At 68.7% G+C, this 26,892-nt stretch carries 22 protein-coding genes and 1 tRNA gene; 10 read left to right on the forward strand and 13 right to left on the reverse strand.

What is annotated here, in order from left to right:
• Positions 1-70: 70 nt before the first annotated feature.
• From ACOQPQ_RS15190 to ACOQPQ_RS15210, 5 genes are all read right to left on the reverse strand, one after another.
• Positions 71-1,435 (reverse strand): acyl-CoA carboxylase subunit beta, encoded by a 1,365-nt coding sequence (locus tag ACOQPQ_RS15190; protein WP_420640255.1) that lies wholly within the window; start codon positions 1,433-1,435, stop codon positions 71-73.
• A gap of 100 nt (positions 1,436-1,535) precedes the next feature.
• Positions 1,536-2,438, reverse strand: coding sequence for a LysR family transcriptional regulator (locus tag ACOQPQ_RS15195; RefSeq protein WP_420640256.1), 903 nt, complete (start codon positions 2,436-2,438; stop codon positions 1,536-1,538).
• 89 nt (positions 2,439-2,527) lie between these two features.
• Positions 2,528-4,801 (reverse strand): aconitate hydratase, encoded by a 2,274-nt coding sequence (locus ACOQPQ_RS15200; protein WP_420640257.1) that lies wholly within the window; start codon positions 4,799-4,801, stop codon positions 2,528-2,530.
• Between the two features lie 94 nt (positions 4,802-4,895).
• Positions 4,896-5,315, reverse strand: a complete 420-nt coding sequence (locus tag ACOQPQ_RS15205) for a type II toxin-antitoxin system VapC family toxin (protein ID WP_420640258.1) — start codon at positions 5,313-5,315, stop codon at positions 4,896-4,898.
• Positions 5,316-5,326: 11 nt separating this feature from the next.
• Positions 5,327-5,503 carry a hypothetical protein gene (locus ACOQPQ_RS15210; protein WP_420640259.1) on the reverse strand — a complete coding sequence of 59 codons (177 nt, stop codon included), beginning with the start codon at positions 5,501-5,503 and terminating at the stop codon, positions 5,327-5,329.
• A 307-nt stretch (positions 5,504-5,810) separates the two neighbouring features.
• Here ACOQPQ_RS15210 and ACOQPQ_RS15215 point away from each other — a divergent pair, with 307 nt between their 5' ends.
• On the forward strand, positions 5,811-6,674 hold the full coding sequence (locus ACOQPQ_RS15215) for a hypothetical protein (protein ID WP_420640260.1): 864 nt from the start codon (positions 5,811-5,813) through the stop codon (positions 6,672-6,674).
• Between the two features lie 75 nt (positions 6,675-6,749).
• Here ACOQPQ_RS15215 and ACOQPQ_RS15220 read toward each other — a convergent pair whose 3' ends face one another.
• From ACOQPQ_RS15220 to ACOQPQ_RS15235, 4 genes are all read right to left on the reverse strand, one after another.
• Positions 6,750-7,649, reverse strand: coding sequence for a lysophospholipid acyltransferase family protein (locus ACOQPQ_RS15220; RefSeq protein WP_420640261.1), 900 nt, complete (start codon positions 7,647-7,649; stop codon positions 6,750-6,752).
• Complete coding sequence (locus tag ACOQPQ_RS15225; RefSeq protein ID WP_420640262.1) at positions 7,639-9,252, reverse strand: lactate racemase domain-containing protein; 1,614 nt, start codon at positions 9,250-9,252, stop codon at positions 7,639-7,641. The genes ACOQPQ_RS15220 and ACOQPQ_RS15225 overlap by 11 nt, the downstream gene beginning before the upstream one ends.
• Positions 9,249-11,561 (reverse strand): HAD-IB family hydrolase, encoded by a 2,313-nt coding sequence (locus ACOQPQ_RS15230; RefSeq protein ID WP_420640263.1) that lies wholly within the window; start codon positions 11,559-11,561, stop codon positions 9,249-9,251. The genes ACOQPQ_RS15225 and ACOQPQ_RS15230 overlap by 4 nt, the downstream gene beginning before the upstream one ends.
• Before the next feature lie 92 nt (positions 11,562-11,653).
• A complete protein-coding gene (locus ACOQPQ_RS15235; protein WP_420640264.1) occupies positions 11,654-12,694 on the reverse strand; it encodes a D-alanine--D-alanine ligase family protein in 1,041 nt (346 codons plus the stop codon).
• 48 nt (positions 12,695-12,742) lie between these two features.
• Between ACOQPQ_RS15235 and ACOQPQ_RS15240 the strand changes: the two genes are divergently transcribed.
• The 4 genes from ACOQPQ_RS15240 (at position 12,743) to ACOQPQ_RS15255 (ending at position 15,877) form a co-directional block, all read left to right on the forward strand.
• Positions 12,743-14,047: a UDP-N-acetylmuramoyl-tripeptide--D-alanyl-D-alanine ligase gene (locus ACOQPQ_RS15240; RefSeq protein ID WP_420640265.1), complete on the forward strand. Its 1,305-nt coding sequence runs from the start codon at positions 12,743-12,745 to the stop codon at positions 14,045-14,047.
• A 66-nt stretch (positions 14,048-14,113) separates the two neighbouring features.
• Positions 14,114-15,562 (forward strand): amidase, encoded by a 1,449-nt coding sequence (locus tag ACOQPQ_RS15245; RefSeq protein ID WP_420640266.1) that lies wholly within the window; start codon positions 14,114-14,116, stop codon positions 15,560-15,562.
• A gap of 9 nt (positions 15,563-15,571) precedes the next feature.
• A tRNA-Val gene (locus ACOQPQ_RS15250) sits at positions 15,572-15,645 on the forward strand.
• A 58-nt stretch (positions 15,646-15,703) separates the two neighbouring features.
• On the forward strand, positions 15,704-15,877 hold the full coding sequence (locus ACOQPQ_RS15255) for a hypothetical protein (RefSeq protein WP_420640267.1): 174 nt from the start codon (positions 15,704-15,706) through the stop codon (positions 15,875-15,877).
• A gap of 61 nt (positions 15,878-15,938) precedes the next feature.
• Here ACOQPQ_RS15255 and ACOQPQ_RS15260 read toward each other — a convergent pair whose 3' ends face one another.
• On the reverse strand, positions 15,939-17,210 hold the full coding sequence (locus ACOQPQ_RS15260; protein WP_420640268.1) for a DUF222 domain-containing protein: 1,272 nt from the start codon (positions 17,208-17,210) through the stop codon (positions 15,939-15,941).
• A 142-nt stretch (positions 17,211-17,352) separates the two neighbouring features.
• Between ACOQPQ_RS15260 and ACOQPQ_RS15265 the strand changes: the two genes are divergently transcribed.
• Positions 17,353-17,532, forward strand: a complete 180-nt coding sequence (locus ACOQPQ_RS15265) for a hypothetical protein (RefSeq protein ID WP_420640269.1) — start codon at positions 17,353-17,355, stop codon at positions 17,530-17,532.
• 264 nt (positions 17,533-17,796) lie between these two features.
• On the opposite strand, the gene ACOQPQ_RS15270 is transcribed toward ACOQPQ_RS15265, so the two are convergent.
• Positions 17,797-18,255, reverse strand: a complete 459-nt coding sequence (locus tag ACOQPQ_RS15270) for a cupin domain-containing protein (RefSeq protein WP_420640270.1) — start codon at positions 18,253-18,255, stop codon at positions 17,797-17,799.
• Between the two features lie 20 nt (positions 18,256-18,275).
• On the opposite strand from ACOQPQ_RS15270, the gene ACOQPQ_RS15275 reads away from it, so the two are divergent.
• From ACOQPQ_RS15275 to ACOQPQ_RS15285, 3 genes are all read left to right on the forward strand, one after another.
• The gene (locus tag ACOQPQ_RS15275) at positions 18,276-20,081 is read left to right on the forward strand and encodes a flavin-containing monooxygenase (protein ID WP_420640271.1); all 1,806 of its coding nucleotides are present in this window, start codon (positions 18,276-18,278) and stop codon (positions 20,079-20,081) included.
• Positions 20,082-20,130: 49 nt separating this feature from the next.
• Positions 20,131-21,306, forward strand: a complete 1,176-nt coding sequence (locus tag ACOQPQ_RS15280) for a cytochrome P450 (RefSeq protein WP_420640272.1) — start codon at positions 20,131-20,133, stop codon at positions 21,304-21,306.
• 172 nt (positions 21,307-21,478) lie between these two features.
• A complete protein-coding gene (locus ACOQPQ_RS15285; protein ID WP_420640273.1) occupies positions 21,479-22,915 on the forward strand; it encodes an FAD-dependent oxidoreductase in 1,437 nt (478 codons plus the stop codon).
• Positions 22,916-23,067: 152 nt separating this feature from the next.
• Here the strand turns inward: ACOQPQ_RS15285 and ACOQPQ_RS15290 are convergent, their stop codons facing one another.
• Entirely contained in the window at positions 23,068-24,234 is a 1,167-nt protein-coding gene (locus tag ACOQPQ_RS15290; protein ID WP_420640274.1) for an amidohydrolase family protein, read from the reverse strand.
• A 47-nt stretch (positions 24,235-24,281) separates the two neighbouring features.
• On the opposite strand from ACOQPQ_RS15290, the gene ACOQPQ_RS15295 reads away from it, so the two are divergent.
• Entirely contained in the window at positions 24,282-25,991 is a 1,710-nt protein-coding gene (locus tag ACOQPQ_RS15295; protein ID WP_420640275.1) for a glutamine--tRNA ligase/YqeY domain fusion protein, read from the forward strand.
• Positions 25,992-26,048: 57 nt separating this feature from the next.
• Here ACOQPQ_RS15295 and ACOQPQ_RS15300 read toward each other — a convergent pair whose 3' ends face one another.
• Positions 26,049-26,846, reverse strand: coding sequence for an SDR family oxidoreductase (locus ACOQPQ_RS15300; RefSeq protein WP_420640276.1), 798 nt, complete (start codon positions 26,844-26,846; stop codon positions 26,049-26,051).
• Positions 26,847-26,892 lie beyond the last annotated feature (46 nt).

Genomic DNA, 26,892 nt, shown 5'->3' on the forward strand with positions numbered 1-26,892 from the left:
CCCAGCTTGCCCGGCCAAGCCCCAGAGTGGCCGATCCGGCCTGATCACCAGGGCCACTGGCACGGGCCGATCACAAGGGGGTGTTGTCGTGGCGGCGGCCGGGCAGGGTCTCCCGTTTGGACTCCAGCATGGCCAGGGCGGCGGCCACTTCGGCCCGGGTGGTGGCCGGGTCGATCACCGCGTCCACCGAACCCCGTTCGGCAGCGATGTAGGGGTTCAAGAAGCGCTCCTCGTAGGCCGCTTCCCGCTCGGCCCGCTCCTCGGGGTCGGCCCGGCGGTGGATGATCTCCACCGCTCCTCGGGCGCCCATCACCGCGATCTCCGCCGAGGGCCAGGCCAGGGCGACGTCGTTGCCCATGTGTCGGGAGTCCATCACGATGTAGGCCCCGCCGTAGGACTTGCGCAGGGTCACGTTCACCCGGCCCACCGTGGCCCGGGCGTAGGCGAAGGCCAACTGGGCCCCGTGGCGGATGATGCCCCGCCACTCCAGGTCCTTGCCCGGTTGGAAGCCCGAGGTGTCCACGAAGGTGACCAGTGGCAGGTTGAAGGCATCGCAGAACGACACGAACCGGGCCCCCTTTTGGCTGCAGGCGATGTCCAGGGTGCCGGCCAGGGACTGGGGCTGGTTGGCCAGCATCCCCACCGGCCTCCCGTCCACGGTGGCGAAGGCGCACACCAGGTTGGTGGCCCAGTCGGCTTTGTACTCCAACAGGTCGCCGTCGTCGGCCACCGCCCGGGCCACGTCGCGTACGTCGTAGCTGCCGAGCGGCGACGCCGGCAACAGGTCGCGCAGCTCGGGGGTGGGCCGGTCGGCGGGGTCGTCCACCGACCAGCGGGGGGGCAGCTCATCGGTGTGGGAGGGCAAAAGGCTCAACAGCGCCCCCACCAGATCCTCGGCGGCGTCGCGGTCCTCCACCAGAAAGGCGGCCACTCCGCTGCGCCGGGAGAGCTGGGCGGCCCCGCCCAGCGTCTGCGAGCTGATCATCTCCCCGGTGAACTGCGCCACCATGCGGGGGCCGGTGACAAAGGCGTAGCTGTCCTCGGTGGCGATGGCGATGTCGGCCAAGCCCAACAGCAGGGCCGGCCCGGACACCGCCGGACCGGTGGCGCAAAAGACGGTGGGCACCTGTCCCGAGCAATTCACCACCGCTTTGGCCACCCGTCCCCATCCGGCGGTGGCCGCCACGCCCGAGTTGATGTCGGCCCCCGACGAGGCCAGAAACCCCACCAGGGGGACTCGGCGCAGGAGTGCCTCGGTGGCGGCCCGCTCCAGCGTCTCGCTGTCGGCCGGAAGGAGCGCCCCGCGGTCGTCGTCGTCGGTCACCTCGAAGGCCACGCAGGGCCGGCCGTTGTAGGAATCCAGCCAAGCCCGAGCCGATCCGGAGGCACCCGCCCGCAACGGGAGCGGGCCGGGCCGGTTCTCGACCGCACTCATGGCCGTGGGCACCGGGGCATTGCGTCAGTTTCGCGCGCCGGGCCCGCCGGGGCATGGGCGCGGGTGTCATCCCGGCCGACGGAGCCGCGCCGTGGCCCCATCAGCTCGGGTACACCCCGGCCTGGTCGTAGCCCCGGGTGCCGACCACCTCGAAGATCACGTCGCGCACCGCCCGGGTGACCGCCGAAGGAGCCACCCGGCGGCTGACGATGAGGCCCACCGAGCGTCGTACCAGCCCGGTGATGGGAATGCGCCGCCAAGGGCCGTCCTCGGGGGCGGCGGTGGCCGGGAGGATGGCCGCGCCGAATCCGGTCAGCACCAGGGTGGCGATCATCCGCATGCCGTCGATCTCGGCCCGGGTGGTGAGCTCCACCCCCTGGTTTCGCAGCTCGGAGTCGATCTCGTCGCGAAAGGCGGTGCCCACCGGGGGCAGCAGCAGCTCGTGGCGGCTCAGTTCCGCCGGGGTGACCGCCGATTTGCGGGCCAGGGGATGGTCGGGCGGGGCGATGAGCAGCCGATCTTCCTCGAACAGCTCCTCGGCCCGGATCTCGGGGTCGTTCAACGGCAAGTTCACCACCGCGCTGTGGAGGTCGCCCGCCACCACCTGGGGGAGCAGGCTGGTGGTGGTGGCGGTGAGCACCTCGAGTCGCAGTTTGGGGTACTTGGCCTCCAGGGCGGGCAGCACCATGGGGATGAGCCAGCGGGCGGTGGAGTCGATGGTGCCCAGCCGGTTCACCCCGGAGACGTCGTCGCGCTGGGCGGCCATGTCGTGGGCAATGGCGTCGGCTTCGGCCCGGATGCGCCGGGCCCGGGCCACCACCGCCTCCCCCTCCTCGGTGAGGGTGCCGGCGTCCCGGTCCACCAGCAGGGCGCCCAGCTCCTCCTCCAGTCGGGCGATGTGTTTGGACACGTTGGACTGCACGGTGTGCAGCGACCGGGCCGCCTTGGAAAAGGTCTTGTGTTCGGCGATGGCCAACAGGGCGTCGAGCTGGCGGATGTCCATCGGGGCCGGCGGCGGCCGCTCAGCCCGCGGTGCGCTCGCGCACCGGGCGTCGCCGTCGACCAGGCCGCGCCGGGGACACCATCGGCCGCTCAGCCCGCGGTGCGCTCGCGGATGAGGTTGAGCGCGCTGCCCGCCCGGAACCACTCGATCTGCTCCGACGACAGGGTGTGCTCGGCAACGATCTCCACGGCGGTTCCGTCGGGCTTGGTCACCTGCACCCGCACCGGCGTACCGGGGGCCAGTGCGGCCAAGCCCAGCACGGAGACGCGGTCGTCCTCGTCGATGCGGTCGTAGTCGTCGGGGTCGGCGAAGGTCAGGGCCAGCACACCCTGCTTTTTCAGGTTGGTCTCGTGGATGCGGGCGAACGACCGGGCGATCACCGCGGCACACCCCCGGAAGCGGGGTTCCATGGCCGCGTGCTCCCGGGACGAGCCCTCGCCGATGTTGCGGTCGCCCACCACCACCCACCGTTGGCCCGCGGCGTGGTAGGACGCCGCGATGTCGGGGAACGAGCCGGTGGAGCCGTCCAGTTGGTTCTTGCCCTTGCCGGTGGCCCCGGTGAAGGCGTTGACCGCCCCCAGGTACAAGTTCCCCGAGATGTTCTCCAAGTGGCCCCGGTAGCGCAGCCAGGGCCCGGCCATGGAGATGTGGTCGGTGGTGCACTTGCCCTGCGCCTTGAGCAACACGGGCAGGTCGAGCAGATCCTGGCCGTCCCAGGGGGCGAACGGCGCCAGCACCTGCAGGCGCTCGGAGTCGGGCGACACCCGCACCTCCACGCCGCTGCCGTCGTCGGGCGGGGCGATGAAGCCGCTGGCGCCGGGGTCGAAGCCCGCCTCGGGCAACTCGGTGCCCGGTCCCACCATGAGGGCCACCTCGGTGCCGTCGGGGGCGGTGAGGGTGTCGGTGGCCGGGTCGAAGTCCAAGGTGCCGGCCAGGGCCAAAGCGACCACCGTCTCCGGGGAGGTCACGAAGGCGTTGGTGGAGGCGTAGCCGTCGTTTCGCTTGGGGAAGTTCCGGTTGTAGCTGGTGACGATGCTGTTGGGGGTGCCGTCGGCCACGTCCTGGCGGTCCCACTGGCCGATGCACGGGCCGCAGGCGTTGGCCAGCACGGTGGCCCCGATGGCCTCCAGGTCGGCCAACAGGCCGTCTCGCTCGATGGTGGCTCGCACCTGTTCGGAGCCGGGGGTGACCATGAGTGGGGACCGGGCGGTGAGGCCGTGGGCGGCGGCGTGGCGGGCGATGCCGGCGGCCCGGGTGATGTCCTCGTAGCTGGAGTTGGTACACGACCCCACCAGCGCCGCGCTCACCTCCAGGGGCCATCCGTTCAGCTTGGCCTCGGCCCCCAATTCGGCCACCGGGCGGGCCCGGTCGGGGGTGTGGGGACCGTTGATGTGCGGTCCCAGCCTCGACAGGTCGATTTCCACCATGCGGTCGAAGTAGCGGGCGGGGTCGGCCAGCACGGCGTCGTCGGCCCGCAGGTGGTGGGCCACGGCGTTGGCGGCGTCGGCCGCCGCTTCTCGACCGGTGGCCTTGAGGTAGCGGGCCATGGCGTCGTCGTAGGCGAACAGCGAGGTGGTGGCCCCGATCTCGGCCCCCATGTTGCAGATGGTGGCCTTGCCGGTGGCCGACAGCGAGTGGGCGCCGGGCCCGAAGTACTCCACGATGGCCCCGGTGCCGCCCGCCACGGTGAGGATCTCGGCCACTTTCAGGATCACGTCCTTGGGGGCGGCCCACCCTTCGAGCTCCCCGGTCAGGTACACGCCGATGAGCTTGGGCCAGCGCACGTTCCAGGGGAAGCCGGTCATCACGTCCACCGCGTCGGCCCCGCCCACGCCCACCGCCACCATGCCCAATCCGCCGGCGTTGGGGGTGTGGCTGTCGGTGCCGATCATCAGGCCGCCGGGGAAGGCGTACTGCTCCAGGACCACCTGGTGGATGATCCCCGATCCCGGCTTCCAGAAGCCCGCGCCGTAGCGAGCGCACACCGACTCCAGAAAGTCGTACACCTCTTCGTTGGTGTCCAGGGCGGCGGCCAGGTCGCGTCCGGCGTCGAGGCGGGCGGAGATGAGGTGGTCGCAGTGGGTGGTGGTGGGTACCTGCACCGCATCCAGCCCGGCGGTCATGAATTGCAGCCAGGCCATCTGGGCGGTGGCGTCCTGCATGGCCACCCGGTCGGGTCGCAAATCCACGTAGGTTGCTCCCCGTTCGGGGGTCAAGGTGGGGTCGTCCAGGTGGTTGACCAGGACTTTCTCGGCCAGCGTGAGGTCTCGGCCGAAGCGGGACCGGGCGGCGTCCACCCGCTCGTCCAGGGTGGAATACACGTTTTCGATCAGCTCAATGGGGGTGGAAGCGGCTACCGGCATGCCCTCAATCCTACGGTCTTGCCCTCAGCATGGCCGTGTCGCAGCCTCCGGTTGCCTCCGGGCCGATGCCGAGCCGATGCCGAGCCGACGCTCGCTATTTCCTGGCGTTCAGCAGCTCGAGTTGGCCGGTCTGGTCGGCCCATTGGTGCATTGCCTTGTCGGTGGTGACCAACGGGATTCCCTGGATGATGGCGGTAGCGACAATCGTCTGGTCGAAGGGATCGCCGTGGAAACCCTCATTGGCAAGCTGAGGGGCGGCTGCGGCGACCTCCCAGCCGACGGGGATGGCCAGAACCCCAGAGTTGATGCACCGACGGCACCAGTCGAACACGGACATGTTGAGGTCGATGACACCGTCGCGGCAGAGGCGGGAGACCTCATGGAACGAGATGGCCGATACGGCCAGAGATCGCTGTTCCGCGCCTTCTCGGAGCAACTGTCTGGTTTGCGGGCCGATGAGGGGGTCGCCGCTGCGCAGTCGAATGAGCACGTTGGTGTCGAGGAGAGTCGGCACTTGGGTCTTGTTCAGTCCAGCATTTGGCGGGGACGGGCAATCATGTCGAAGTCGTCATCAGACCACATGGGCTCATCGATGTCTCCGATGATCTGGAGTATGCCCCTGTCGCAGCCGAACATGTCGCCGGGAGGTTCGATCTCGCGGCTGATGCGGACATAGGGTTTGCCCCGTTTCGTGAGCACCATCGGAACGCCTGTCTCGTGCACGTCCCTGAGTATGGCGAAGAAATTGTCCCGACACTCACGGGTCGTGGCCGTCCGCTCCTGTCCAGTGGGCTCGGAGCCAGCAGGGTCGGACGGGCTGGTTGTCGGCAGGGACATGGAACAACCCTACCCCGCAAAGCGGCCCTCCAAAAGGGCCACTTTTGGAGGGCCGCTGGGGGAGCCGGGCAGCAGCAGGAGGCCGAGCCCTTCGACCCCGGTGCTCGTTGGCCCAGGGTCGTAGCCTTCATCCGGCCCGGGGATCTGCGAGACTCGGTCGGGGAGGTGGCCCATGACCGGTATAAAGATGCTGTGGCACACGACGGCCATGGGGACCGACTACGACGGGATGCTCGGGCCGCTTCAGCGCTTGTTCGGCGCCGCGGTCATGCATGAGAACGTGTCCGAGGCGGTCGGGGTCGGCCGGCGCGGTGGGATGGTCTGGTTGGGGGACAACTCGATAGAAGTCGGCGTTCCCGTCGGAGAGCAATCGCCGGTTCGGAACTTCGTGGAGAAGTGGGGCGGGGGCATGCACTCAATCGCCTTGCAAGTGGACGACGCCCGAGCCACCGCCGAGCGGCTGGCCCGTCTTCAGGTGACCCCCCAGGTATGGATCGAGGACGGCATGTTCTTCTCCAAGCCCAAAGAGACCGCCGGCCTCTTATTGGAATGGTCCGACCGCCACACCGACGACGACCCCCGCTGGGGACATGCCCCTCAGCCGCTCCCGGTGGTGCCGGTGGCTCCGGCGTTGCACTACGCGTTCGTCACCGCCGTCGTAGCCGATCCCGCGGCCGTGGCCGAACGGCTGGCCGGTTTGTTCGAGACTGAGATTCTCCGCGTGACCGAGGATGCCGCCCCCAACGAGATCGGGGCGATCGTGTCGCTGGCGGATTGCCTGCTGCTGCTGTTTCCCCTGCCGGACGAGGGCATGTCCCAGGAGTTGTGGGGTAGTGACATCACCCGCAACCGGTTCCACGCCCACGGCTTGCGGGTTGAGAACCTGGCCGATGCGTTGTCCAGACTGGCCTCTTGCGGCATCCAACCGGCCGCCCGGATTGCCGGAATGACCTATCTCGACCCCGACGCGGTTCCCATTCCCACCTTCCTCGTCGAAGAGCTCTTGCCCGAAGACCCGCGCCACGCCCACAAGTGAGAAGGGTGAAGGAGGCTCAGACCACCCCCACCCCGCAATGCCGCCCAGGCGCCCTGCCTCTCAGGGTCGGCAGTTTCAGGGCCAGCGGCGGTGTTGGCGGCGGGAGCGGGGGGAGCGGTCGCCCAACGCCCAGGCTCGGCGCCAGGACGACACGGCGGGGCCGGTGAGGCCGGGGGTGGTGCCGGCGTGGGCTCGACGGCGGGCCTGGTACCAGTCGGTGGCGCACTCGTCGGCCAGGGTGGCCACCGCCACCTCGATGCGAGCGGCGAACCGCCGGGCGTTGTCCTGTTCGGCGGGCACCAGGGGGTCGCCGAAGGTGATCGTGGTGGCTGAGACCTTGGGCACGCTGCGGCCCTTGGGCAGGATCCGGTCGGTGCCCTCCACGTGGACCGGCACCACCGGCACGCCACAGCGCACCGCCAGGTAACCGGCCCCTCCCAGGAAGGGCTGGCCCCAGCCGTCGGGGCTGCGGCCCCCTTCGGGGAAGATGAGCAGGCTCCAACCCTCGTCGATGAGCGAGGCGGCCAGCCGGGCCGACCGCCGCCCCACCTTGGCCCGTTCGATGGGAAAGGCCCCGATGACCAGGGCCGAGGCCACGGACTTGAGCGTTCCGGTGAAGAAGTAGTCGGCGGCGGCGCCCACCACCAGACGGTTGCGCCACCGGGGGGGAATCGAGGTGAACATCAACGGAGTGTCGATGTGGCTGTGATGATTGGCGGCGAAGATCACCGGCCCCTCCAAGCGCTCCAGCCGGTCGAGACCCCGTCGCTGAGGGCGGGCCAGGACGGCCATCGCCGGGGCCATCACCCCCTCGGCGATCACCCGACGGGCCATCCGGGCAGCCGGGGTGCGGGCCCACTCGGTGTCGTAGTCGGCCCCCCGGTTCTTGGCGGCCGGCGCAGGTGGCACCCCGGCGGGTGCGCGGGCCGCCCGATAAGGGAAGTCCAGCCCCGAAAGAACCCGCCTAGCTGACATCGGCCATCAGGATGGGGGGGTTGTGCAGGTGGGTGATGGTGGGCTGGCGGCCCACCGTGTCGGAAGCGATCTCCAGAGCGTCCTGGAGGGTGGACGCCGGTCGGAACCCCATGCGCTGCACCGCTCGGGTGTCGCCCCCCACGATGATGACCTCGCCCAGGTGCTGCAGGGCGTGGGCCCCCCAGTACCACATGTAGAAGGGGTGGACGCCGTGGTAGGCGTACGACGTGCGATAGAGGTGGATGTACCACTCGTCCTCGGCGAACTGGCGCTCGTAGCGGGCCTCGATCTCCACCGGGTCGGTGGTGTCGGCCAGCACCTGCTCGAAGAAGTCGATGTAGCTGGGGTGGTGGACGGGATGGAACTCCCAGCGGGTGGGGTGGCTCATGATCACCACGCCCCCCTCCCGCACCAGGGGCCGCCCCCGGTAGAGGTTGAAGAAGTAGCCCAGCCCCAGGCACATGACCAGGATGGGATTCATCACGGAGTTCACGTTGTAGGGGCAGATGTAGGGCAGGCCCATGGTCAAGATGTCGGTCTGGCCCTCCACCGGTACCAGGTGCTGGGCGTACACGTTGTCGGTGGTCACCTTGTGGACGGCCTCCACCTCGCCGGCCTGCACCGAGGTCAACTCGTAGGGCGCCCGCCACGACTGGAAGATCTGGCGGGCCATGCGGGGCGGCGTTCGCTTCAGCCCCGTGGTCATGGCGATGAACGCGGCTCGGTCTCGGGCCGTCCACTCCCACTCCCGCTTTTGCAGCATGGCCAGCGGTCCGTCCACCCCGAAGGTGTTGTTGTTGACGGTGGTCTCGATCTGGAAGATCTTCACCCCGGCGTCGCGCAGCACCTTGCCCATGCGCCAGTTGGACGCGTGCAACTCGGAGCGGTGCTGGTCCATGAACGACCGGGATTCCTGCATGGTCTTGACATTGTGGTGGTGGCGCAGGCCCTGGTAGCCGGCCAGGCCGGTGGCGGTGCTCTTGTGGCCGCCGTCCATGGCCACCAGGTTGATGTTCACGTACACCACCAGGTCGCTCTCGGCGGCCCGACGGCTGAACTGCACTTCCTCGCCGTGGGGGGTGGTGCCCAGCACCACCATGCCGTCGGGATCCTCGGCGTCGTGGTTGTAGAGGCAGCCCGAGGGGGCGAAGGCATCGTAGGTGCGGTCGCCCACGGCGTGGCGCAGTTCGGCTTCGGTCATCCGCCGGTGCAGGGCCAGCGCCGCGATCACGTGGACGTCGTCCACCCCGGCGGCCGCGGCCATCTCCAGCACCTGCTCGATGACCATCTGGCGGATGTCGGGACGGCGCATGGGGGGCAACGGCAGGGAGATGTCGTCGAAGGCGATGGTGAGCTTCATGCCCGCCCGGAGCTGGGCGGGCAACGGATCCTGGTCGATGGGGTGCAGCAGCGCCCGGCGGATGGCACCCTCGGGATCGTCCAGTCCCAGCAACGGCTCGGCCGGATAGACCACCCGGCTGCGCCCGGCGGGCAGCTTCTCGGTGCGGAACCCCTCCCCGTGGTGGAACAGGATGGGGGGGGTGGAGCGGTCGACTTCCAGGACCAGACCCGGTCGGGGGGTGGGCCGCACTCGGTCCTTCATGATGCCTTTCGGGCGCCGATGGGCAGCAGCTTGCGAGGTGCGCCGGGGGCCTTGTCGAAGTACTCGATGAGCCAGCCCCGCTTGCGGGCCAGCATGGCCAGCTTGGGTTCCGGGTTCACCGCCACCGGATAACCCACCGCCTCCAGAAGGGCCAGGTCGCTGGCCGAGTCGGCGTAGGCCACCGATTCCGACAACAGCAGCCCCTCGGCGTTGGCGAACTCCCGCAGCACCTCGGCCCGGGATTCGCTGGTGGGCGGCACCGCGGCCAACTGCCCGGTGTAGGCGCCGTGGGACTGGGCCAGCTCGGCGCACACGATGTGGTCGAACAACGGGCGCAGCGGCTCGACGATGAAGTCCAGCGCGCCGGTGATGAGCACCGTGGTGTGACCGGCGGCCCGGTGCTCGCGCACCCGCCGGATGGCCGCCGGATAGGCCTGGGCCAGGATCAGGTCGCTGAACATCTCGTTGGCGTCCTCGGCCATCTGTTCCACCGGGGCCCCCTGGTATCGCCGGTAGAAGTGGCGCAGGAAATCGCTGCGGTCGCGGTGGTCCAGGGCCAGTAGCGACGGGGCCTCCAGCAGCACCTTGGCCACCAGCCGGGCGCGGTCGTCCCGGGGGAGGCGCCGAGTGGCCAGCCAGCCGTAGGCGATGACCACGTTGGCCGCGATCACCGTGTTCTCCAGGTCGAAGGCGGCCAGGTGGCGGTCGGCCGAGAGCACCTGGGCCCGCCGACGATCCTTGCGCGACGGTCCCGACCGGCCTGAGGGAGCCGTCTTCACCCGGCCTTGGGCCACCACGGTGGGCAGGTGGATGTCGGTCACGTAGTGGGGCCAGTCGATGACCCGGGGGTCGAAGCCGTACAGTTCCTGGTCGGCGTCGTCCAGGCTGTCCCACAGCTCCAGCAGTCGTTCCACCCCGAACAGGGCCTCGCACTCGGTGTAGGCCCCGTAGAGCTCCACGTAGCCCAACGCCCGCTCCACCTGCTCTCGGCGCTCGTCCAGGTCGGCGGTGATCTCGGCCTGGCGGCCCCGAATGGGCAGGCGCCCCAGCACCCGCTCACCGGCGTTCAGCCCTTGGCGCAGCCGCTTGAGCTGGCGGACCACCCGGCCCCGACCGGGATAGGTCCAGTTGGGGGGCGGAATGGGCTGGTCCCGGTCGTCGTAGATGGGGTGCTCGCTGAACCAGCCGTGGGCCAGATCCACCAGTTGGTTGAGCCGGAAGGGGTTGACCGCGCCCGACGCCACCTGGATCACCGACCGGTCGGGATCGTGGCCCCGAGCCGCCGCTGCGCAGATGGCCGCGGCCACCAGGTCCACCGGGATCACGTCCAGCACCCCTTGGGGGATGCCGGGGAAGTCGGTGAGCAGACCCCGGCCGTAGCCGATGATGATGGGCTCGGCCATGCGGAACCCCCGGATCCAACCGGGGAAGGGCTCGGCGTAGGCCGATTCGATGATCGAGGGACGCACGGTGGTGACCGGCAGGTCGCCCTTGATCTCGGCCACCGCCGTTTCGGCCAGGGCCTTGGTGAAGGCGTAGGCGTCGGGGAAGCCCAGCGAGGCGGCCCGCGATCGTCCCGCCTCCACCATCTGGTCGTCGACCCACCGGCTGCGGAGCTGCTCGGTCTTGGCCGCCAGGGCCGGGGTGCCCGCGGCCCCCAGCTCGTGGCGGGCCCGGCTGCGGAACTCGGCCAGACGGGCGGGGTCGCGGCTGTCGGTCTCGGTGGTGATGCGTCGCCGACGGCTGGCCTCGGCCTCGTCCTGCCAGGAGACCGGCACGTACATGGGGCCGTCGGCCAGGGGCTCCTCGGGGGCGTTGCCCCGACGGCTGCCCGCCACGTAGCAGGTGGACACCGCGATGAAGTGGGGGGACGCCCCCAGCTCGTTCAGCATCTGCACCAACCGAACCGGCCCCATCAGGTTGACCTCCACGGCGGTGTCCAGCGGGTTGTCGAAGGCCACCGCGGCCGCCGAGTGGATCACAATGTCGCAGCTTGCGATCAGCTCCCGCCCGGCGTCGTCAAGGCCCAACCCGTCGACCCCCACGTCACCGGCCACCCCGGTGATCTGCTGGTGGCAGCGCCGCTCGAACTCGTCGTTGCCCAGCTCGTCGCGCAGCCGGTCGAAGACGTCGTTGCGGATGATCTCTCGTCGGATGCGCTGGTCGGCCCCGCGGCGACCGGGCCGCACCAAGAGCACCAGCTCCACCTCGGGCACGCACCGCAGCAGCCGCTCCACCAGCGCGGTACCCAGGAATCCGGTGGTGCCGGTGATGGCCAGCCGCTTGCCCGCCAGCGCCTCTGATATCACCGCAAAGTTCTACCAAACCCAGCCCGAAATCCCCACCCCTGGACCTGTCTGGGCGACGCCGTCAGGTCGGGGGCCGAGCCTTGGCCGGCGCCTCAGAGATCCACGCGACGGTGCCGGCGGCGGCGTTCGTAACGCTCGACGGCCAGCTCCACCAGCGTCTCGATGAGCTGGGGATAAGCCAGCCCGGAGGCCTGCCAGAGCCGGGGATACATGCTGATGGGGGTGAATCCGGGGATGGTGTTGATCTCGCTGATCAGCATGCCCCGTCCGTCGGCATCGTACAGGAAATCCACCCGGGCCATGCCCTCACACTGCAATGCCCGGTAGGCGACCTCGGCCAGGTGCTGTGCTTCTGCGGTCGCCGCCTCGGAGAGCCGGGCGGGGATCAGCAGCTCGGCGCCGTCGGTGAGGTATTTGTCGGCGTAGTCGTAAAACGCCGCGCCGGGAACGATCTCGCCGGGCATCGAGGCCGTGGGCTCGGCGTTGCCCAGCACCGCCACCTCGATCTCCTGACCGTTCACCTCCTCCTCGATCACCAGGGCGTGGTCGTACCGGCCGGCCACTTCCAGGGCCCGGATGGTTTCCGCGGCGGTGGTGGCCCGGCTCACGCCCACCGAGGAGCCCATGTTGGCCGGTTTCACGAACAGCGGCAGCCCCAAATCGGCGATGGCCTCTTCCGCCACTCGGGCGGCGTCGTCGTTGGCCGTTGCGGTGCGGTAGCGGCACTGGGGCAGCCCCTGGTGGGCGCACACCAGCTTGGCCATGGTCTTGTCCATGCACACCGCCGAGGCCAGCACCCCCGATCCCACGTAGGCGATGTCGGCCACTTCCAAAAGCCCCTGCAGGGTGCCGTCCTCACCCAACGGGCCGTGTACCAGGGGGAACACCACCGTGTCGGGTTCGGCGAAGATGTCGGCAGGGGCCACCCGGGGTCCGTCGGTGGCCAACCGATCGGGGAGGGGGTCCCCAAGCTCGACCAGCCGCCACTGCCCCGAGCGGGTGATGCCCACGGCGACCACGTCGAAGCGGTCGGGGTCGGCGGCGGCGGCCACGTGACGGGCCGAAACGCACGACACGTCGTGTTCGGCCGAGCGGCCGCCGAAGAGGAGCACCAGGCGGGTGCGGGTTGCCACGAACCGACGGTACCCCACCGGATCGGCCGACAGTGGGAAGCTAACGGCGTGCGGTATCGGGCGTCGGAGGTGGCCCATGCGGTGGGAGGTCGGCTGGTCGGCCCCGACGTGACGGTGGCGGGGGCCTCCATCGACTCCCGCACGGTGGGGCCGGGGGAGCTGTTCGTGCCGTTGGTGGCCGAGCGGGACGGCCACGACTACATCGATGCTGCTTTGGCCGCCGGGGCGGTCGCCTATCTGACCTCCGCGCCACCCCGGGGGGCCACCGCGGTGGTGGTGGACGACACCGAGGAGGCTCTGGGCGAGTTGGGCCGCCACGCCCGGGGCCGGTTCGACGGGCCAGTGGTGGGCATCACCGGTTCGGTGGGCAAGACCTCGGTGAAAGACCTGGCCGCGGCCGCCATCGGCGCCGATCGGCCCACCCACGCCAGCCCCCGGTCGTTCAACAACGAGTTGGGCGTGCCCCTCACCCTGGTGAACCGTCCGGAGGTGGCCCGGGCGGTGGTGTTGGAAATGGGTGCTCGAGGCAAGGGCCACATTGCCGAGCTGTGCTCGCTCGGGCAGCCCACCGTCGGAGTGGTGACCGAGGTGGGGGCGGCCCACACCGAGCTGTTCGGCACGGTGGAGGCGGTGGCCGAGGCCAAGGGTGAGTTGGTGGAGTGCCTCGGCCCCTCGGGGGTGGCCGTGCTCAACGCCGACAACCCCTTGGTGGCCGCCATGGCGGAGCGAACCAGAGCCCAGGTGGTGCGCTTCGGTCGCATCGGCGGTGACGTGCGGGCGGAGGCGGTGCGGGTGGACGAGGGGTTGCGGCCCCGCTTCCGGCTGGTGGCGCCCAACGGGTGGGCCGACGTGGCCCTGGCGGTGTGCGGGGAGCACATGGTGATGAACGCCCTGGCCGCCGCGGCGGCTGCTTTGGCGGTGGGGGTGGGTGTGGACGCCATCGCCGACGGTTTGGGATCGGCCCGGCTGTCGCCTTGGCGCATGGAGGTGACCACCCTGGCGTCGGGCGCGGTGTTGATCAACGACGCCTACAACGCCAATCCGATGTCCATGGCCGCCGGGTTGCGTTCGCTGGCCGCGGTGGACCGCCGTCGACGGGTGGCGGTGGTGGGGGTCATGGCCGAGTTGGGGGATCGGTCCGCCGCCGAGCACGCGACCGTCGGGGTGCTCGCCCGAGAATTGGGCATCGAGGTGATCCCGGTGGCCACCCCCGACTACGGGATCGCCCCGGTGCCGGACGTAAACGCCGCGGTGGCCGCAGTGGGCCCGCTGGACGGCGACACCGCCGTGCTGGTCAAGGCCAGTCGGGCGGCCGGGTTGGAAGCGGTGGCCGAGGCTTTGGGGCGTCGCTGATTGCCGCGGCTGCTGCTGGTGGCCGCTTCTGATGGCGGCCCTGGGCAGTACTGTCGGATGCTGACGATGGAAGAGGCGGCGGAGAAGTTGATGAAACAGTCGAAGGAGAAGGCGATGGAGGAGACGATGGACTTTCGGGTGCGGTCGGTGGAGCAGTGGGCGGCGGCGGTGCGGAGCCGGGAGGTGTCGGCTCGGGATCTGGCCGAGGGAGCCCTGGCCGCCATTGAGGCCCACCGGGGGCTGAACGCCTTTGTGGTCAGCGACCCCGAGCGGTCGTTGGCCGAAGCCGACCGCATCGACACCCGGTTGGCCGCAGGAGACGAGGTCGGGCCGCTGGCCGGCATTCCCATCGGGGTCAAGGACTTGGAGGACGCCGCCGGGTACGTCACGTCCCAGGGCTCGAAGCTCCACGCCGACGACCCCCCGGCCGTGGCCGACAGCGTGCTGGTGGAGCGGCTGCGCCACGCAGGCTGTGTGGTGATGGGCAAGACCAACACCCCCGAGTTTGGTTGGACCGGCGACACCTACAACCCCCTGTTCGGCCCCACCGGCAACCCGTGGAATCCCACCCGCTCGCCCGGAGGTTCGTCGGGGGGCACCGCGGCTGCGCTGATGGCCGGATTGGTGCCGCTGTGTACCGGTTCCGACGGTGGCGGGTCGATCCGCATTCCCGCAGCGGCTTGCGGGTTCAGCGGCTTCAAGGCCAGCCTGGGCCGGGTGCCGGTGGAAGGGCCGTACCGGCTGTGGCCCCTGTCGGTCCACGGACCGATGGCCCTGCGGGTGGCCGACATCGCCTTCGTGCAGGATCTGGTGATGGGGCCGTCGCCCCGCGACCTCCATTCGCTACCCCGCCCCGAACAGTCCTGGCATCAAGCCCTGGAAGAGAGCCGGCGCCCGCAGCGGGTGGTGTGGTGTCCGTCGCCCGACGGCAACCCCTCCGATGCCGAGGTGGTGGCGGTGTGCGAGGCTGCGGTGGCCCAACTGGAGGCCGACGGTGTGGCCGTGGAGGTGCGAGACGAGGCGTTGTTCAACGACCCCATCTGGGAGTACGTGCTGTTGTCGTCCAACGCGGTGTCGAGTGAGCTGGGTGGGCTGACCGACGAGCAGATGGAACAGATAACCCCCGGCCTGCGTTACTTCTTCGGCCTGTCCCGCAGCCCCGAGGTGGCCGATTTCAACCGGGCGCTGGACATCTTCTACGCCATGTCCGAGACGCTCAACGAGCTACTGTCCCACGCCGAGCTGCTCCTCACCCCGACGGTGGCGGGCCACTTTCCCGATTGCGGCGGTCAGGGCCTGGTCAACGGGGAGCGGGTGGACAACTGGATCCGCCACACCTATCCGTACAACCTGACGCGGCTGCCCGCGGGCAGTGTCCGGGCCGGATTCGCCGCCGACGGCATGCCGGTGGGTCTGCAACTCGTGGGTCCACAACTCGCCGACGTGGCCGTGCTCCAAGCCATGGCCTACTGCGAACAACTCTTCGCCCCAACGATGTGGCCTGAGCTATCCTGAACGGTCCCCGGACCGTTAGCTCAGCCGGCTAGAGCGCTCGCCTCACACGCGAGAGGTCACTGGTTCAAGTCCAGTACGGTCCACCCCGCACAAGCCGCTCTTCCTGCTGCCGTGCCGATCCGAAGCGCTGGTCGTACATTGATGGAAGCCACCAACTTGACCGTTGCCGCCAAGCGGGTGCCGGCGGACCGGACTGAGTTTGAACTCGACGCCGAAGCAGCTTCGGAGTGGGACTTGATCAACCGGCGTCCGGCTCGGGAGTTGCCTGGACTGCGACGACTGATGGACCGCACGTCACCCTTCATCAAGGAGTGACCGGTCAGGACTCTGGCCCCAATTGACGAGAGATAGCCGCTGATGGGCGGCTCGCCTCCGCTCAGGAGAGCGAGACGGTTTCGGGCTCTGTGACCGGATCGGGCGGTCGGTGAGGTTGGGGGGCTGGTTGGATGGTTCGGTGCCTGCGCCGCTTGTAGTAGGCGTGGTGATGGTCGTGGCGGTGGGTTTTGCGGTGGCAGGTGGGGCAGAGGAGGATGAGGTTGTCGATGTTGGTGGGGCCGCCGTGTTCCCAGGGTTGGATGTGGTGGATGTCACACGCTTGCGCGGCGAGGCCGCAGTCGACGCAGGCCTGGTCCCGGGCGAACAGGGCCATGCGCTGGGCTTGGTTGGGGGCTCGTTGGGTGCGACCCAGGTAGAGGGGTTGGCCGTCTGAGCCGAAGATGGCCGGGATGATGTCGGCGTCACACGCCAAACGGCGGAGTTCTTCGATGTCGATCGGGGTGCCGTCGATCAACTCGGCATCCTGGAGCACCCCGTAGATGGGATCCCATTCGGCGGTGACCAAAAGGGTTGTCTTCTGCGGGGTAGGCCCGCACTCGGCCCCACCCTCAGCATCAGCCGGGCGTCCGGGTTGTTGGGTGATGAGGGCGACGAGGGCATCCGCGTTGCGTTGCTGGAACGACCGTTCCTGACCGGTCTTGCTGTCGTGGTGGAGCAGCCGGGTGTTCATGGCCGATAGGGCGGTTTTGACGCGTTGGCCTGCGATGGCGTCGAGTTCGGCGTGGACGATGACCATGTCGTTGTCCCCGTCGAACACTTTGGCGGTGCGCCGGGCGTGTTGGCGTTCGGTGCGGGTCATCCCGTCCGCGGCCATCCGTTGGTTCTCCATGGTTGCCAACGACCGGCGGAACTGGTCGAACGACTGGGTCAGGGCCAACTTGACCAGCTCGTACCCGTCACCGTCACGCAACGGTGCGCGTTCATGGGAGGCGGCGATCAACTCGGCATGGTCCATGGTGATGAACCCATCCCTTGCGGCATCCAACACATCCGGCAGTGCCCGCAACCCCTTGGCCGTCTTCGCCTGACGCTTGGCCTTGCGAGAAGCCAAACCGAACTGCTGGCACACCGCCTCCACGGTTTCATCACCGGCGAGTTCACCCAACCGGACCAACAACCCGGCCAGGTGCGCTTCGATCTGACGGCGCACCGTGTCAGTCTGCAACACCCTCTTGATCACCCCAGGAGCGTCCAACTCCGAATAATCCTGCAACTCGAACTCAGCCACCATCGCCACCACCGCATCCCGCACCCGGCCCGGCGGATCAGCAATTGTGCCCGAAACTGTGCCGTCAGAAGAATCAAACTCCATACATGTAAGCATACCGACCAGAGTGACACTATCCCCCTGAACTTCCGAAGAAGACTCAGAAATTGGACGAAATAGCTGTAACAAGTCGAGCCTGACTGAAGGTGGTTGACTGACAAATCAGAAGTTGGGTAACCTGCGGTGGATGCCCGATTGTCTTCCTCCGCCGGACCTGACGCCACCACCTGCGCCGGAGCTGTGTGAGCCGATGGTGGCCGAGGCGAACGTGGAGGAATCGGCTTTTTCGATTGCCGTGGCCTACGCCATGGAGCGGGTCCGCCTCCGCACCCTCCTGCCCAACAATGGAGAAGATCGCTCGCACTGAGCACCCTGGCTCGTCCCTCTGCCGAGTGCCATCTGAGGGCGGCCAATCCTGCACAGATGGATACTCCAGTAGCCATGTTGTGGATAGCGGAGTATCCAAATGTGTCGGCACCGCTGTCGCACGCAACGGCAGGCCGAACCTTGCGAGACCGCCTCGGCGATGCCTTCTGCGCCGGTCTGGTGGTCTATCCGGGGGAGTCCGCCTACCGACTGGACGACCGCATCGCCGCTGTCCCCTTGGGCGTGCTGGCCTGAAGTTCCCCCGCTATACGCCCATGAGGGGGCCGGTGGACATGGACTCGATGGTGGAGGTGGCCAGCACGTTGTGGTCGGTGTCGAGGGTCTCGAAGAGTTCCCCGGTGGGGGAGTGGAGGTTGAACAGCACGATGGCGCCGTCGGGCCCGCCGCGCTCGGAATGGATTTCACCGGGGGGGCTCTGGCCGTACGTGCCTGCGGGCTTGATCTTGTGGACGATCTCGCCGCTGGGTTCCACGTCGAACACGTGGTGCTCGCCCTGCAACACCAGTGTGCGGGTGGCGGCCACATGACGGTGGTAGTGGCAGTGGGAATTGGGAGCGAACCGCACCACCAAATCCAGCGATCCGTGGTCGGGGTTGGCGCCCAGCACGGCCACGTCGAACTCGATGGGGTAGTCGAACTCCGGGCCCCCCTCCATGTGGGACCAGTTCACGTTGCTCAAGTCGAAGCGGGCCTCAAAAGTCATGAGTTCTATGGTAGTGGGCCATGACCGAGCGCTCATCCTCCACCATCGCCGAGTTGGACTTCGACCCCGTGGCCCTGCGGGAGAAGTACCGGGAGGAGCGGGACAAGCGGCTCCGGGCCGACGGCAACGACCAGTACATCGCCATGGACGGGGACTTCTCCCGCTACCTCGACGACCCGGCCCAAGCGGGGATTGTGCGGGAACCGCTCACCGACGAGGTGGACGTGGCCATCATCGGCGCCGGCTTCAGCGGGCTTCTGGCCGGCGCCCGACTGCGCAGCCTCGGGGTGGAGAGCATCCGCATGATCGACGGCGGCGCCGAATTCGGCGGCACGTGGTACTGGAACCAGTATCCCGGCGTGCAATGCGACATCGAGTCGTACATCTACCTGCCGCTGCTGGAGGAGCTGGGCTACATGCCCAAGGAGAAGTACTCCTACGGGCCGGAGATCCTGGAGCACTGCCGGTCGCTGGGCCGCCACTTCGATCTGTACCGCGACGTCTGTTTCGGCACCCGGGTCCACGAGATGCACTGGGACGACGCCGACCGCCGCTGGGAGTTGCACACCAACCACCACGACCGGATGCGAGCCCGGTTCGTCATCATGGCCATCGGCCCGCTGAGCCGCCCCAAACTGCCCGGCATCCCCGGCATCGACACCTTCGGCGGCCACTCCTTCCACACCAGCCGCTGGGACTACGACTACACCGGAGGCGACACCAACGGGAACCTCACCAACCTGGCCGACAAAGTGGTGGGGGTGATCGGCACCGGGGCCACGGCGGTGCAGTGCATTCCCCACGTAGGCGAGGCCGCCCAGCACCTGTACGTGTTCCAGCGCACCCCGTCGTCCATCGACGTGCGGGGCAATCGCCCCACCGATCCGGAGTGGGCCATGTCGCTGGAGCCGGGCTGGCAGCAGCACCGCATCGAGAACTTCGGCCACATCGTGGCGGGCAGCGTGCAGGAGGAGGATCTGGTCAGCGACGGTTGGACCGGCATCCTGCGCAACCTCACCGCACTGGGGGAGGGCGCCCGGCTGGGCACCCCCGAGGAGATCGCCGAGGCCATGGAGATGGCCGACTTCCAGAAGATGGAGCAGATCCGCAGCCGGGTGGACGAGTTGGTGGACGACCCGGCCGTCGCCGAGGCCCTCAAGCCCTACTACCGGCAGTTCTGCAAGCGACCGTGCTTTCACGACGACTACCTGCCCACCTTCAACCGCCCCAACGTGACCCTGGTGGACACCGGCGGCCAAGGGGTCGAGCGCATCAGCCCGAAGGGCGTGGTGGCCGGCGGGGCGGAGTACGAGCTGGACTGCCTGATCTTCGCCACCGGCTTCGAGGTGGGCACCGACTACTCTCACCGGGCCGGATGCGAGATTCACGGCCGGGGCGGGACGACGCTGAGCGAACGGTGGCGCGACGGCATGTCCACCTACCACGGCGTGGTCAGCCGGGATTACCCCAACCTGTTCCACATGGGCGGCATCCAGTCGGGGGTGTCCCCCAACTTCACCGAGCTCTACAACGAGCAGAGCCGCCACGTGGCCTACATCATCGACCGGGGTATGTCGTCAGGGGCCACCCTGATCGAACCCACCGCCCAAGCCGAGGCCGACTGGGTGCGCCTGATCGTGGAGTCGGCCAATCGCCGGGCGGGCTTTCTGGAGTCGTGTACCCCCGGCTACTACAACAACGAGGGCAAGCCCGACGACGGTCCCGGTTGGTTCGGCGGCACCTACGGCGGCGGCGCCCAGGAGTTCTTCCGCCTGCTGGAGGCCTGGCGCGACGAGGGCGCCCTGCAGGGCCTCGAACTGAGCTGATGCGAGCCGACCTGAGGCGAGCGGACCTGAGCCGAGTTGAACTGAGCCAATGACCGTCACGTTTTCCTACCGGAGTCGCCAGACGTGGGCCGACCCATGGGACGACTACCGGGCCCTGCGGGACGAGGATCCGGTACACGAGGTGGGCGACGGCCAGTTCTGGGTGCTGTCGCGATTCGACGACGTGTTCGCCGCAGCACGCGACACCGCCACCTACTCGTCGGCCAACGGCTTGACCACCGCGCCCGACGACATGGCCGGCTTCGACGAGAAGGCCCGGCCCATCGTGATGATGGACCCTCCCGATCACACCGCCATGCGCCGGTTGGTGAGCCGACCCATGACCCCCCGCCAGGTGGCCCCGGTGGAGGACCTGGTTCGGGAGTTCGTGACCGACAAGCTCGACGCCGTGGCCGACGCCGGGGAGGCCGACATCGTCGAGGCTCTGTTCAAGCCGCTGCCCAGCTTCCTGGTGGCCCACTACCTGGGGGTCCCGACCGAGGACCGGGTGTTGTTCGACCGCTGGACCGAGCGCATCGTGCAGGCCACCGCCGAGTCGGCCGCGCAGGACGGCCCCAACCAGCAGGCGTTCCTCGAGCTGTTCGAGTACGCCGGTGGGCTGATCGAGCGGCGCAAGGCCGACCCCGGTGACGACCTGGTGAGCGGCCTGGTGCAACAAGGTGAGGACGTGGCCTCGGCCATGTGGATCGTGGGGTTCATCTTCACCATGATCACCGGGGGCAACGACACCGTGACCGGCATGTTGAGCGGTTCGGCCGTGCTGCTCGACCGCCACCGGGATCAGCGAAGGCTGCTGATCGACGACCCCACGGCCATCCCCAACGCGGTGGAAGAACTCCTTCGGCTCACCTCCCCGGTGCAGAACCTGGCCCGCACCGTCACCCGCGACGTGACCCTGCACGGCACCACCATTCCGGCCGGCAAGAAGGTGCTCCTGCTCTTTGCGTCGGCCAACCGCGACGAACGGGAGTTCGGCCCCACCGCCGGCCAACTCGACGTGAAACGCCGGATCGAGAGGATCGTGGCCCTGGGTTACGGGGCCCACCACTGTCTGGGTGCCTCGGTGGCCCGACTCCAGTGCCGCGTGGCCCTGGAGGAGCTGCTGGGAAGGTTCCCGGACTATTCGGTGGACGAAAGCACCGCCCGCTTCGCCGCCGGTTGGTCCACCCGCCGCTACGAGTACCTCCCGCTCACCACCAACTGAGCAAGCTGGGTCGACCTTCATCGACAATCTCCCCGCACAATGCACAATTTCCCCGCTTCGTTCAACGTGAGGCGACGCAGCGCTTGGCACTGATGCCCGGCAGGCCGCATGCGGCCCCCGTTTCGACACAACACTGGGTGCGGAAGACCGGCTCTGGGGCACAATGGTGAACATGAGCGAACATTGGGATCGTCAGGCTGATGTGGTGGTGTTGGGCATGGGCGGGGCCGGGTGTGCCGCGGCCATTGCTGCGGCCGACGCCGGTGCGTCGGTCATCTTGTTGGAGAAGATGCCCGAGGGCCGGGAAGGGGGCAACACCCGCATCTCAGGTGGGATTTGGTTCAATAACCTCGATCCCGACGGGATGGCCACCTACCTGCGGGCGCTGTGCGGCCCCTACACCCTGCCGGAGCCAGTGGTGCAGGTGTGGGCCGACGAGACCTACAAGAACACCGAGTGGTTGCAGAGCCTGGGCGTGACTCCGGGCGTTCACGCCGACTACAAGCCCGAGTTTCCCGAGATGCCCGGCGCTGAATTCTACGGCGGCTACCTGGGGGTGGACGGCGAGATGGGTCAACAACTGCTCTTCCAGGCGCTGTCGGCCGCCGTGCGGGATCGGGGGATCGAGGTGCTGCTGGACACCCCGGCCAAGGAGTTGGTCACCTCCGGAGACGGGGCGGTGACCGGGGTGGTGGCCGACCGCGGCGGCCAACCGCTGCGGGTGGAGGCACGGCAAGGGGTGGTGCTGGCCACCGGGGGCTTCGAGAACAACCCGGAAATGGTGCGCGACTACCTGCGCCTGCCTGGCTCACCGGTGTGGGGGTCGCCCGCGGGTACCGGCGACGGCATCAAGATGGCCCAAAAGGTGGGGGCCGACCTGTGGCACATGGACAACATGGCGGCCACGTTGGGTTTGCGGGCCGAGGGGTTCGAGGCGGGAATGTACGTGATGTTCGTCTACTCGCAAGGCTTCATCTGCGTGGGCAAGGACGGCAAGCGATCCCACAACGAGATCCCGCCCCAAGGGCACGGACACGGCTTCATCAACGGCGACTACGAGCACTTTCAGCGCCGACCCCTGCAGGTCATCTTCGACGAGGCCACCCGGTTGGCCGGGCCGATCTCGCCGCCCAGGGAGATGCTGCCGGTGGGCTGGAACCTGCTCATCGAAGGCTACGACTGGAGCGCCGACAACTCCGCGGAGATCGAGAAAGGGTGGATCCTTCAGGGGGACTCGCCCGCCGAGTTGGCCGAGGGCCTGGGCATCGACGCCGACGGGCTGGAGGACTCGGTGGCGGCATGGAACGACGCCTGCGCCACCGGCCACGACCCACTGGGTCGCCCTCGACCCACCCTCACCCCGCTGGAGACGCCCCCGTTCTACGGCTTCACGTCGGCGCCGCTGCTGGGTTGGACCAACGGCGGCCCCCGCCGCAACGAGAAGGCCCAGGTGCTCGACCCGTTCGGTGAGGTCATCGGCCGTCTCTACGCCGCCGGCACGGTCAGCTCCACCTACAGTTGGTGCAAAGACGGCGGCTTCCACATCGCCGACGCCTTGGCCTTCGGACGGGTGGCGGGCCGCAACGCCGCTGCCGAACAACCCCGCTGAACCCATTGCCCCGGTTTCGGGCAAGCAGGTCCGCCTAAGTCTCGGTTTGGGCGTCGAAGCTGGTCACCTGGCGCTGCGATCCGCTCAGGCGGGTGATTCGACGCGCGGCGTGACCCGCTCAGGCGGGTGATTCGATGCGGGCTGCGATCGGCTCAGGCGGGTGATTCGATGCGGTAGAGCTGTTGGGCGTTGCCCCAGAGCACCTGGTGGCGGGCCTCGTCGGACAAGTGCCCGATGCTGGCCGCCAGCTTCTCCTCCACGTTGTCGTACAGGCAGGTGGGGTGGGGGAAGTCGGTCTCGAACAGCACGTTGTCCAGCGGGATGCGCCCGCCCAGCATGTCCTGGGGGGCGGACTCCTCGAACCAGAACGTGGTGTAGACCTGGCCCGCGAAATACTCGCTGGGCAGCTTGTCGAACTCGGGACGATCCCGCCAGCCGCCGCCTTCCACGAACTGGTTGTCCAGCGCCTCCAGCATGAACGGCAGCCACCCGATGCCCGACTCCACCGACACCACCTGCAGCTCGGGGAAGCGGGGCAACACCCCGGACAGCAGTAGGTCGCACACCTGGATGCCGTTCTTGGTGAACAAATCCACCGATTGCAGGGCATAGGCCTCGGCAAAACCCCGGCGTTCCACCCGCTTGTGGTCCCAGTTGAACTCACCGCTGCCGATGTGGAACGACAGCACCATGTCGTGATCGCAAACCGCCGCCCAGTACGGGTCCCAGTGCGGCTCGCCCAGGTAGGGCAGGCCGAAGAACTGGGGCTCCCCGGTGAAGTTCACCGAGCGGTAGCCCAGCGCCGCGCACCGCTCCACCTCGGCCACGGCATGGTCGACGTCCCAGAACGGGGTGGCCATCGACGGAATCAGCCGGCGGCTGTCGGCGCTGCACCAATCCGACAGGAAATCGTTGTAGGCCCGGACGCACTCGTACTTCAGCTCGGCGTCGGGGATGGACAAGAAGCGCTGGCCCCCGAAACCCCCCACATTGGGATAGAGCACCTCGGCCCACACCCCCCGCTCGTCCATGAGTTTCAGCCGGGCCTCGGCGATGTAGGCGGCGGGATGCACCTCGTCGTACCCCGCGGGTGACTCGGGCATGGGCTTGGACCATCCCGCCGGCGCGGTGGGACCCACCGCCCCGATGCGGTCGTCGCCCAGCAGCCAAATCTGACGGCCGTCGATCACCTCCACCCGGGGCACCTGGTCGCGGTGGCGGGCGGCCACCCGGCTGGTCCACGTGTCGGCCGGTTCGGTGATGTGGGTGTCGACGTCAATGATGGAATAGGCCATGTACCAGTCTCGCAGCAATCGCACCGATCATGCTTTGCCGTTCGCCGCGAATGCCGTCAAGGATGGGGACCATGAGCAGCGCGGCCGGCACCGAGGCCACCGAGCCCGGCGAGCGCACCGACTTCATCCGCAGCCTGATCCGTGGCCACATGTCCGACGATACCTACGGCGGTCGGGTGCAAACCCGGTTCCCCCCCGAGCCCAACGGCTACCTCCACATCGGGCACGCCAAGTCGATCTGCCTGAACTTCGAGGTGGCCCACGAGTTCGGCGGCACCTGCAATCTCCGCCTGGACGACACCAACCCGGAGACGGAACGATCCGACTTCGCCGCCGCCATTGAGGAGGATCTGGGCTGGCTGGGCTACCGGTCCGACCGGGGCACGCTGTACGCCTCCGACTACTTCGAGCGCCTTTACCGCTGGGCCGAGGACCTCATCACCCAGAGGCTGGCCTACGTGGACGACCAGGACGCGGCCACCATCTCGGCCGCCCGGGGGAGCTTCACCGAGCCCGGTACCGACAGCCCGTGGCGGGATCGCCCCCCCGAGGAAAACCTGGACCTGTTCCGGCGGATGCGGGCCGGTGAGTTCGCCGACGGGCAACGGGTGCTGCGGGCCCGCATCGACATGGCCCACGAGAACATGCTCATGCGCGACCCGGTGTTGTACCGGATCCGCCACCACGCCCACCACCGCACCGGCGACCAGTGGTGCATCTACCCCACCTACGATTGGGCCCACGGCCAGAGCGACGCCGTGGAGGGGGTGACCCACTCCATCTGCACCCTGGAGTTCGACGCCCACCGACCCTTGTACGACTGGTTCCTCGACCACCTGGACCTGCCCGGCGACCGCCCCCGTCAAACCGAATTCGCCCGCCTAAACCTCACTCATACCGTGCTGTCCAAGCGCCGCCTGTCGCAGCTCGTGGACGACGGCCTCGTCGACGGATGGGACGATCCCCGCATGCCCACCCTGCGGGGCCTGCGGCGACGGGGCTATCCGCCCGCGGCCATCCGGGAGTTCTGTCGCCACATCGGGGTGGCCCGGGTGGACGGCACCGTGGAGGTGGAGCTGCTGGAGTCCTTCGTCCGCCGGGAGCTCAACGCCACTGCCCTGCGTCGGATGGCGGTGCTCGATCCGCTGCCGTTGGTGATCGAGAACTATCCCGAGGGCCACGTGGAAATGCGCGACGCCACCAACAACCCCGAGGACCCGTCGGCCGGCGTGCGCCCCGTGCCCTTCTCGAGGGTTCTGTACATCGAGCGGGACGACTTCATGCTCGATCCACCCCCCAAATTCTTCCGGCTGGCGCCGGGCCGGGAGGTGCGCCTGCGCTCCGGCTACTTCGTGACCTGCACGGGAGTGGACACCGACGCCGACGGCAACGTGGTGAAGGTGCGGTGTACCTACGACCCCGACACCGGATCGGGCCAAGCCCCCGACGGTCGCAAGGTGAAAGCCACCATTCACTGGGTCTCGGCGGCGCACGCTCGCGAGGGCCGGGCGATGCTCTACGAGCGGCTGTTCCGCGACCCTCATCCCGGCGCCGACGGTGCCGACCCGATGGATTCGTTGGATCTCGATTCGGCCCGGCTCATCGAGGGGGCCCGATTCGAGCCCGCCATGGCCGACATCGCGTCCGGACAGGTGGTGCAGTTCGAGCGCCTCGGCTATTTCGCCCGTGACCCGAGATCACCCGACCTGTTCCACCGCACCGTCGGCCTGCGCGACGAGTGGGCCCGCATCCAAAAGCGCCAATCGCCCAAGCAGCGATAGGGGCGCAGACCGGTCAGCCTCGCGGGGGCCCGGCAGTTGGCCGCCGACCCCCAGGGTTCAGTCCCGGGCCGGCCAGCGTTCGGCGGTGGTGTTGGAGGTGGGCCAGGCGTCGGCGTTGAGAGCGGCGTCGCTGCCCCCGTCCATGAACACCACCGAGCCGCAGAAGAAGCTGGCGTCGGGCGACAGCAGGAAGGCCATCAGATTGGCCACTTCCGCCGGCCGTCCGGGTCGGTTTTGGGGTATGGGGTACACGTCGCCCAGGTTCAGGATCATCTCCAGGTTGTCGGCCACCAGCGGGGTGTCGATGAGCCCGGGGGCCACGGCGTTCAGCCGGATTCCCGAGCCGATCCAGTCGGATCCGATGGCGGTGCGGCGAACCCAGCGGGCCAACGCCAGCTTGCTGGTGGCGTACGCAGTGGTGGGATCGGCCCCGGCCAGCTCCCGGGCCCGGGGTTCGTCGTCATCCAGGCAGGCCGCCAGCAGTTCGTCGGGCAGGGCCACCACCGTGGTGCTCGAGTTGGAACTGATGGCCACCGCCGACGAGTCGGTTCCCTGGGCCAGCAGGGGGCGCAGCCCTTCCACGGTGGCCACCGCCCCGAAGTAGTTGATGGACACCACCTGCGCGGGGTCGGGGCCGGTGATCCCCGCCCCGGCCACCAAACCGTCGATCCGGCCGCCGCTGACCGCGGCCACCGCCCCGACCATCTCGGTGCGCCCGTCCGGGGTGGACAGGTCGGCGATGACCTCGGCGTCGCGCACATCCACGCCGATCACCTCGTGACCGTCGCGGCTGAGCCGCTCCCTGGTGGCTTTCCCGATGCCGCCCGCTGATCCAGTGATGACAATCGTTCCCATGGCCGTTCATTCTACGCCGGTGCCGCCCTCCACCTTGTCATTCTGC

Source organism: Candidatus Poriferisocius sp. (genome assembly GCF_965219775.1).
Classification (GTDB): domain Bacteria; phylum Actinomycetota; class Acidimicrobiia; order Acidimicrobiales; family Bin134; genus Poriferisocius.